This is a genomic window from Actinoalloteichus spitiensis RMV-1378 (assembly GCF_000239155.1).
Classification (GTDB): Bacteria; Actinomycetota; Actinomycetes; order Mycobacteriales; family Pseudonocardiaceae; genus Actinoalloteichus_B; species Actinoalloteichus_B spitiensis.
In genome coordinates this window covers 1-8,551 of the sequence record NZ_AGVX02000556.1, presented here as the reverse complement: position 1 = coordinate 8,551, position 8,551 = coordinate 1, and the positions used below count along the sequence as shown (strand labels likewise).

General features: G+C 71.8%; 7 protein-coding genes. 3 read left to right on the top strand and 4 right to left on the bottom strand.

The features are described from left to right. Together coaE and rpsA are read right to left on the bottom strand one after the other, a co-directional pair. Positions 1-878: dephospho-CoA kinase (gene coaE / locus ACTIDRAF_RS0221620; RefSeq protein WP_016700802.1), on the bottom strand; the 878-nt coding region annotated here is incomplete at its 3' end. A gap of 104 nt (positions 879-982) precedes the next feature. Beyond that, a complete protein-coding gene (gene rpsA, locus ACTIDRAF_RS0221615) occupies positions 983-2,452 on the bottom strand; it encodes a 30S ribosomal protein S1 (protein WP_016700801.1) in 1,470 nt (489 codons plus the stop codon). A 287-nt stretch (positions 2,453-2,739) separates the two neighbouring features. On the opposite strand from rpsA, the gene ACTIDRAF_RS0221610 reads away from it, so the two are divergent. From ACTIDRAF_RS0221610 to ACTIDRAF_RS0221600, 3 genes are all read left to right on the top strand, one after another. Then, the gene (locus ACTIDRAF_RS0221610; RefSeq protein ID WP_016700800.1) at positions 2,740-3,627 is read left to right on the top strand and encodes a class I SAM-dependent methyltransferase; all 888 of its coding nucleotides are present in this window, start codon (positions 2,740-2,742) and stop codon (positions 3,625-3,627) included. A 70-nt stretch (positions 3,628-3,697) separates the two neighbouring features. After that, complete coding sequence (locus tag ACTIDRAF_RS0221605; protein WP_026066367.1) at positions 3,698-4,642, top strand: GNAT family N-acetyltransferase; 945 nt, start codon at positions 3,698-3,700, stop codon at positions 4,640-4,642. A gap of 525 nt (positions 4,643-5,167) precedes the next feature. Next, positions 5,168-6,229, top strand: coding sequence for a YncE family protein (locus ACTIDRAF_RS0221600; RefSeq protein WP_016700798.1), 1,062 nt, complete (start codon positions 5,168-5,170; stop codon positions 6,227-6,229). A 764-nt stretch (positions 6,230-6,993) separates the two neighbouring features. Here ACTIDRAF_RS0221600 and ACTIDRAF_RS0221590 read toward each other — a convergent pair. Together ACTIDRAF_RS0221590 and ACTIDRAF_RS0221585 are read right to left on the bottom strand one after the other, a co-directional pair. Further along, positions 6,994-7,374 carry a VOC family protein gene (locus ACTIDRAF_RS0221590; RefSeq protein WP_280956890.1) on the bottom strand — a complete coding sequence of 127 codons (381 nt, stop codon included), beginning with the start codon at positions 7,372-7,374 and terminating at the stop codon, positions 6,994-6,996. Between the two features lie 22 nt (positions 7,375-7,396). Continuing rightward, positions 7,397-8,551, bottom strand: a 1,155-nt coding sequence (locus ACTIDRAF_RS0221585; RefSeq protein ID WP_016700796.1) for a DNA polymerase, incomplete at its 5' end; no start/stop codon positions are given.

Genomic DNA, 8,551 nt, shown 5'->3' with positions numbered 1-8,551 from the left:
GAGTCGATGCCCTCGTAACGCGGGAACCCGGCGGCGGCCAGCGGGGCGGCCAGCGCATCCGCCGTCTCGAGGTCGGCGACCGTCAGCTGGAGGTCGAGGACGTCCTTGGCCGGCAGGTGGGGAACGGAGGTGGAACCGACGTGGTCGACGCGCAACGCGGCGTTCCCCGCCGCGCGGCGCACCCGCTCGACGAGCCGCGCCGCCTGCGGCACCCAGTCCGGGTCGTGGTCGACCAGCACCGGGGCAGTGCCGTCCCGCCCGGACCGGGCCAACCGCACGTTCCGCTCGAAGGGGACCAGCCGTTCGCGCCACAGCACGTCCACCTCGGCCAGCAAGGACTGCCGCGACGCCGTGTTGCTCAGCAGCACGTCAGCCGCCGCCCGCCGTTCCTCGTCCGTCGCCTGGCTGCCGATGCGGCTCCGCGCCTCCGCCTCGGTCATGCCCCTGGTCCGGCGCAGGCGGTCCACCCGGGAGCTCTCGGGAGCCATCACCACCACCGCCAGGTGGTACTGGGCGCTCATCCCCTTCTCGACCAACAGCGGGATGTCGTGGACGACGACCGCGTCCGCCGGCGCGGCCTCGAACGCCGCCGCGGCCAGCTCCGCCACCCGGGGATGCACGATCGAGTTCAGCCGGGCCCGTTCCGCCTCGTCGGAGAAGACGCGCCGCGCCACCTCCGGGCGGTCCAGGGCACCCTCCGAGGTCAGCACCCCCGAGCCGAACGCGGCCACGACCTCGCGCAGCCCCTCGCTGCCGGGCGCCACCGCCTCCCTCGCCAGTGCGTCCGCGTCGACCACGACGGCTCCGTGCTCGGCCAGCCGCCGCGCGACGGTGGACTTCCCCGCGCCGATGCCCCCGGTCAGCCCGACCCGTAGCACAGCCGCCCCTCCCAGGACACGTCAGAGCCCGCACCTGACAGGTGCGGGCTCTGACGACCGTACTGGATCACTCAGCGCGGATCAACGATCCGGGCTGGCCACGCTCACGCGCCGCCGGACAGCTTCTCCCGCAGGGCGGCGAGCTGCTCGTCGCTGGCCAGCGAACCGCTGGAGTCGGCACGCGGGGTGTCGGACGAGTAGCTCTGGTCGCCGACCGGCTCCACGTCGGCGCCCTCCTCGGCAGCCTTGGTGACCTGCTTCTTGTGCTGCTCGTAGCGGCGCTGGGCCTCCGCGTACTGGCCCTCCCACTCCTCGCGCTGCGAGTCGTAGCCCTCCATCCACTCCTGGGTCTCCGGGTCGAAGCCCTCGGGGTAGATGTAGTTGCCCTCGTTGTCGTACTCGGCGGCCATGCCGTACTGGGTCGGGTCGAACTCCATGTCCGGAGTGAAGCCCTCGTTGGCCTGCTTCAGCGACAGCGAGATGCGGCGACGCTCGAGGTCGATGTCGATGACCTTGACCATGACCTCGTTGCCGACCTGCACGACCTGCTCCGGCACCTCGACGTGGCGCTCGGCCAGCTCGGAGATGTGGACCAGACCCTCGATGCCCTCGTCCACCCGGACGAACGCGCCGAAGGGAACCAGCTTCGTGACCTTGCCGGGCACGATCTGGCCGATGGCGTGCGTCCTGGCGAACTGGCGCCACGGGTCTTCCTGGGTGGCCTTGAGCGACAGCGACACGCGCTCGCGCTCCATGTCCACGTCGAGCACCTCGACGGTGACCTCCTGGCCGACCTCGACGACCTCGCTCGGGTGGTCGATGTGCTTCCAGGAGAGCTCGGAGACGTGCACCAGACCGTCCACCCCGCCGAGGTCGACGAAGGCACCGAAGTTGACGATCGAGGAGACGACGCCCTTGCGGACCTGGCCCTTCTGGAGCTGGTTGAGGAACTCGCTCCGCACCTCGGACTGGGTCTGCTCCAGCCACGCACGCCGGGACAGCACCACGTTGTTGCGGTTCTTGTCCAGCTCGATGATCTTGGCCTCGAGCTCACGGCTGACGTAGGGCTGGAGGTCCCGGACCCGACGCATCTCGACGAGAGAGGCGGGGAGGAAGCCCCGGAGGCCGATGTCGAGGATCAGGCCGCCCTTGACGACCTCGATGACGGTGCCCTTGACCGGCTCGTCCTTCTCCTTGAGCGCCTCGATGGTGCCCCAGGCGCGCTCGTACTGGGCGCGCTTCTTGGACAGGATCAGCCGACCTTCTTTGTCCTCCTTCTGAAGGACAAGGGCCTCGACGTGGTCACCGACGGTGACCACCTCGGCCGGATCGACGTCGTGCTTGATCGACAGCTCACGCGAAGGGATGACGCCTTCGGTCTTGTAGCCGATGTCGAGCAGCACCTCGTCACGATCGACCTTGACGATGGTGCCTTCAACGATGTCGCCATCGTTGAAGTACTTGATGGTTTCGTCGATGGCCGCGAGGAAGTCCTCCTCCGTCCCGATATCGTTGACGGCAACCTGCTGCTTCGACGAGTTGGCAGCCGGGACAGTGGTGGTGTCGGTGGACATTAGGTAGGTGGCTCCGGTATGGATTCGAGGTAGCGGGCGACTTGCTTCACTTGTCTGCTCTGGACGCCATCGTAGGCCTCCGCGCGACGGGCCGGTGGCTCGCCACCGATCGGTGACACGACCCCCGCGGGCCCGGATCGACTCCGGCGTCCACGCGACTCGCGGCCCTGACGGGTGCGGAACAGTCTGACAACGCAGAGGTATCGTACGCGCCCAGGTGATCCCCGGGCAAACCCGGATGCGATCCGGAGAAGTTGATCAACGCAGGTAGACGGGTCGGTGGACGAGTGACGAGCAGCCCCCAACCCGGCGCGGAGCCACCAGCGGCCGAGACGACCGGCGAGGCGCGGTACCGGCACGCGGAGGACGTGCTCGGCACCAGCGGGGTGTCCCGCACCACACCGGGGGCGGCCGCCGCCCGCGCCGCCAGCCGCGCGTGGTGGGACGCCGACGCCGACGACTACCAGCGGGAACACGGCGACTTCCTCGGCCTGACCGAGTTCCGCTGGGCGCCCGAGGGGATCACCGAGCGCGACCTGGGACTCCTCGGCGACGTGCGCGGCGCCAGCGTCCTGGAGGTCGGCTGCGGATCGGCGAGCTGCTCCCGCTGGCTGCGAACCCGGGGGGCCCGACCGGTGGCGATGGACCTGTCCTCGGGCATGCTGCGGCACGCCGCGCTCGGCGCGGCCGAGTCCGGCGTCGAGGTCCCCCTGGTGCAGGCGAGCGCCGACGCCCTGCCCTTCGCGTCGGAGAGCTTCGACCTCGCGTGCTCGGCGTTCGGCGCCGTCCCGTTCGTCTCCGACCTCGACCAGCTGACCGCCGAGGTGGCCCGGGTCCTCCGCCCCGGTGGACGCTGGGTGTTCGCCGTCAACCACCCGATGCGGTGGATCTTCCCGGACGACCCCGGGCCAGCGGGGCTGACGGTCCGCCAGTCGTACTTCGACCGGACGCCCTACGTCGAGGTCGACGAGGACGGGGCACCGACCTACGTCGAGTACCACCGGACCATCGGCGACCACGTCCGCGCCCTGGCGGGAGCGGGTCTCCACCTCGTCGACCTCGTGGAACCCGAGTGGCCGGCGGGGCACGACCGGGTGTGGGGGCAGTGGAGCCCGCTGCGCGGCCGGCTGTTCCCGGGCACCGCCATCTTCCGCGCCGAGAAGGCGGGGGCCTGACGGTCCGCGCCGTCGGGACGTGCTGGGACCCTGGGTCGGTTCCACCCGCGAGCCGCGACAGGACCAGGCCATGACCACCACCCGCAACCTCCTCGCCGAGCAGTCGGCGCGCTTCGCCCGACTGGACCCCGCGATCCCGGCGCAGCGGGTCGCACCCGTCGGGGAGCCGGTGGTCGCCGCCCTGCCCGACGGCAGGGTGGTCGGGGGCGTGGTCGTCTTCCACCACCACCCCGCCGGCACCGCGTCCAGCCTGTGGTCCGCCCGGTACTGCCGCGAGCTGACGCCCCTGCTCGGCTCGGTGGGGGCGGAGGGCCTGCCCGGGCTCCTGGCCGCGGCCCGCCCCGTGCTGGTGGACGGCCTGGCGGCGGAACCGGACTCGGCGGTGGAGGTGATCTGGCCCAGCCGGGACGCGGAGGTGGCCCGGGTGCTGCTCGACCACGGCTTCGTTCCGCTGAGCGTGCTCGCGATCAGGACCTCCCCGATGCCGTCCCGGCCCGCACCGGCCGACGACCGGATCCGGGTGCGCCGGGCCGGGCCCGGTGACCTGGCGGAGGTGCTCGACCTGGCCATGGCGGAGTTGGGGTACTCCGCGCTGGTGGGCGGCACCGTCGTGCGCCCGGATGCCCGTCACCTGAAGGAAGAGGCGCTGCGAACGAGGCTGGCGGGGGACCACCCGGTCTGGCTGGCGGAGGTGGACGGCCTGGCGGTCGGTCTCGCCGAGTGCGCGTGGAGCCCGGTGGCGGAGGGCAGCCCGGGGGCGACCCGCCTCCCGACCGGCCTCCTCGGTTACGTCAACTGCGTGTCGGTGGCCCCGGGGGCCCGGGGGCTGGGAGTGGGGCAGTTGCTGATGGCGCGGGCGCACGAGGAGTTCGACAGGGCGGGGACGCGGGCGACCTACCTGTACTACAACCCACCCAACCCGCTCAGCTCGGTGTTCTGGCCGCGGCAGGGCTACCGCCCCCTCTGGACCATCTGGGAGACCCGGCCCGCCACCGGACTGCGTCACGGCCAGTGATGACACAGCGTCACTCCGAGACCGATCCGCAATCGTTATCGCATGGTTATCTCATGGTGGACCTCCCGCCGCGCTCCGGAGTTGACCTGCGACGGGGATCAACGGGCAGCGGGTCCCGGCCCAGGGCTCCCGCGAAGACCGCACTCCTCGGCATGGGCTCGACACCCGGTCGCGCGCACACAGCGTGACCTGCGCGGCGACGGCCGCCTTCCGTCCACTCACGCCCAGCACGACCACCACCGGCGCTCTCGGCCAGGGGGCCCCGCCGGCCCGGCTCGTCCACGACCGGGGAACATCCCGGCGGAGCACCCCCACCCCCGACACGACCGGCGCGGTCACCGTTGTGTCGCCAGTCGCATCCCACGTGTGACATTCGGCCGCCCCGCACCCGCCGTTCGGGGTAGTCGCCCATTGACTGCTCGCGCGGCAGCCCTGTTCACTCCACAGTTGATTGCGCAAGCAACCTGCGGGGGGAGCTCCCCGCGGGTCGGGTGGTGGCGCCAGGCGTCGAGGAGGAGAGACGAGATGGTGAACAGACGTTCGATGCTCAAGCTCGTGGCGGCGGGCGGGGTCGCCGGCGGACTGGGACTGGCCGGGGCGGGGAGCGCGCTGGCAGGGGCTCGACGCCCGCGGTCGAGCGCCGCGAACACCGGCGACATCCTCGCCCTGGTCGAGAAGGGGAGCCACCAGCTGAGCTTCTTCGACACCACCAGCGGGGAGCGCCAGACGACGATCGGGCTGCCGGACTACCCGCACGAGATGGTCTCCGACCGCCGCAAGCGCTACGCGTTCATCGGGCACTACGGGGTGCGGATGTCCGGTGACGAGGGCCAGGGCGGGAACTCCGTCCTCGTCGTCGACCTCGAACGCCGCCGGCTCGTGCGCACCATCAGCACCGGCTCCCACAACCGCATCCACGGACTGGCCGTCGACCGCCACGACCGGCTCTTCGTGTTGAGCGAGGGCACGAACACCCTGCTGGTCTTCAACGACCCCCTCACCGACACCAGCCCGAGCGCCGTCCTCCCGACCGGCGGCCGCAAGACCCACATGGTCGCGGTGACCCGCGACGGCGAGCGGGCCTACGCCACCGGCCTGGAATCGAACTCGGTCTCGGTCGTCCGCCCCTGGACCGCCTCGGTCGAGCCGAGGGTCGTGGGTGCGGGGGCGCTGCCCGAGGGCTGCTCGCTCAGCGAGGACGAGCGCACCCTCTACGTCGGGGCGCGACGGACCCCGGCCGTGCTGGAGTTCGACACCGCCTCGATGCGGCTGCGCCGTTCCTTCCCGATCGACGGGGACCCGCTGCGGGTCTACGCGATCAGGAAGAACAGGCTGCTGGTCACCGACATCCAGAACAACCAGGTCCACCTGTACACCCGGGACTTCCAGCACATCGCCTCGATCACCATGCGGGGCATCCCCGCGTCGGCGATCCTGCACCCCGACGAGGACATCGCCCTGATCCCGCAGTTCGAGACGAGCACGGTCAGCACCATCGACCTGACCACGCACACCGTGGTCAGCGAGTTCGACTGCGGGACGGAGCCCGACGGCTCCGTCCTGCTCGTCGGCGGCACCCACCACTGAGCGACGTCACCCACGACTTCCCCCACCCGGTGCCGCCCCGGGTACACGGCGGGCACCCCGCCGTGACGCGCCCGGTCCGCGCCCCCGCGCGTGGGCCGGTGCCCCGGGCGGCGGGGCGGGTACGCGACGGGGTCCGGCCACGGCGGTGGACCGGCCCGGATCCCCTCGCGTGCTCCCGCCGGGGAGCGGCTGGGGCTCTTGGCGCCTGGGTGGGCAACCGACGATCAACGGCGACTCCGCTGTCCTCGGCGGAGGACGAGCTCAACGGTCCAGTTCGACCCCCCACCGGCTGGACCGACCCGGCCACCAGAGACCTCGTCGTGCTCGCGGCGTCCGGCCCCACCGGCCTGGTGCCCCTGCTCGCGGCCCCTCCGCGGGAGGCCGGCACGGCGGGGTTGGGCTGCGGCTCCCGTCCCACGGGACCGGCCGGGCCGGCGACCAGGACATCCCGGACACCGCCGCGATGATCCGGCCGGCCTCGTTCGGCCTCCCGGGCGGCGGCCGACCACCCACCGCCCGAGCACGGCGCCCCGGGGCGCGGCGGTCGTCCGGCACGGCACCGCCGTCCACCCCGCCGTGGGTGGCGCCGGCACGGCCCCCACCCCGCCGTGGGTGGCGCCGGCACGGCCCCCACCACGCCCCTGCCGCTCCTGGACGTCGGACGCGCTCGGCGACCCGACCCGGTCTGCCGCGCCGCTCCGGGTACGCGCCCCAGGGGTCCACCGTCGAGCACGGGACCGGCCATGCCGGCCGGCCCCGCCCGATCAGAGCTCCTCGTACCTCGCCACCTCGACCAGGTTGCCGTCCGGGTCGCGGAAGTACAGCGAGATCATCGGCCCCAACGCCCCCTGCCGCGAGACCGGCCCCTCCTCGATCCGCACGTCACACGCCCACAGGTGTTCCTTCACCTCGGCGATGGGCGAGGTGGTGATCAGGCAGAGGTCCACCGAACCGGGCAACGGGTAGGTCGCGGACGGCCCGACCTCCTCCGACGCGGGGTGCAGGTTGATCCGCTGCACCCCGAACGCCAGTCCCTGACGCCCCTCCGCGAAGGTGACCGGCTGCATGCCGAGCACGTCGCGGTAGAACGCGACCGTCCGGTCGATGTCGTTGACGGTCATCACTATGTGATCGAACCGCTCCACCTTGAACAACGTGACCTCCCGGTCAGTGTGCCGCGGCGTCCCAGGAGGCGCCCACGCCGACCGAGACCTCCAGCGGCACGTCCAGTCGGTACGCGCTGGCCATCTCGGCCCGGACCAGTTCCTCCACCGCCTGCCGCTCGCCCTCGGCGATCTCGAGCACGAGTTCGTCGTGTACCTGTAGCAGCATTCTCGACCGGAGGCCGGCCTCGGCGAGCGCCCGGTGGACGCCGAGCATCGCGACCTTGATGATGTCGGCCGCGCTGCCCTGGATGGGCGCGTTGAGCGCCATCCGCTCCGCCACCTCCCGGCGCTGTCGGTTGTCGCTGGTCAGGTCCGGCAGGTAGCGGCGGCGCCCCAGCACGGTCTCGGTGTAGCCGTCCTTCCTCGCCCGCTCGACGACGGCCTGGAGGTAGTCCCTCACCGCGCCGAACCGCGCGAAGTACGCCTCCATCTGGGCTTTGGCCTCCTCGGCCGAGATGCGCAGTTGCTGAGCCAGACCGTACACCGAGAGCCCGTAGGCGAGTCCGTAGGACATCGCCTTGACCCGCCGGCGCAACTCGGCGCTGACCTCGGTCGGAGCGACGTCGAAAGCCCGCGAGGCGACGTAGGTGTGCAGGTCCTCCCCCTCGCGGAACGCTGTCAGAAGACCCTCGTCACCGGAGAGGTGCGCCATGATGCGCATCTCGATCTGGCTGTAGTCGGCGGTCATCAGCTCCTGGAAGCCGGAGCCGACGACGAACGCCTCCCGGATGCGCCGCCCCTCCTCGCTGCGGATGGGGATGTTCTGGAGGTTGGGCTCGGTGGACGAGAGGCGGCCGGTGGCGGCGATCGTCTGGTTGAAGGTGGTGTGGATCCGCCCGTCGTCCGCGATCGCCTTGACCAGGCCCTCGACCGTGGTGCGGAGGCGGGTGGCGTCGCGGTGGGCCAGCAGGTGCGCCAGGAACGGGTGGCCGGTGGTGGCGTGGAGGTTCTGGAGCGCCTCGGCGTCGGTGGTGTAGCCCGTCTTCGTGCGTTTGGTCTTGGGCATGCCCAACTCGTCGAAGAGGACGACCTGGAGCTGCTTGGGGGAGCCGAGGTTGATCTCCTTGCCGATCTCGCCGTAGGCGTCCGACGCCGCCTGCCGCACCTTCGCGGCGAAGTCGGCTTCGAGGCCGGCGAGCCGGTCGGCGTCGACGGC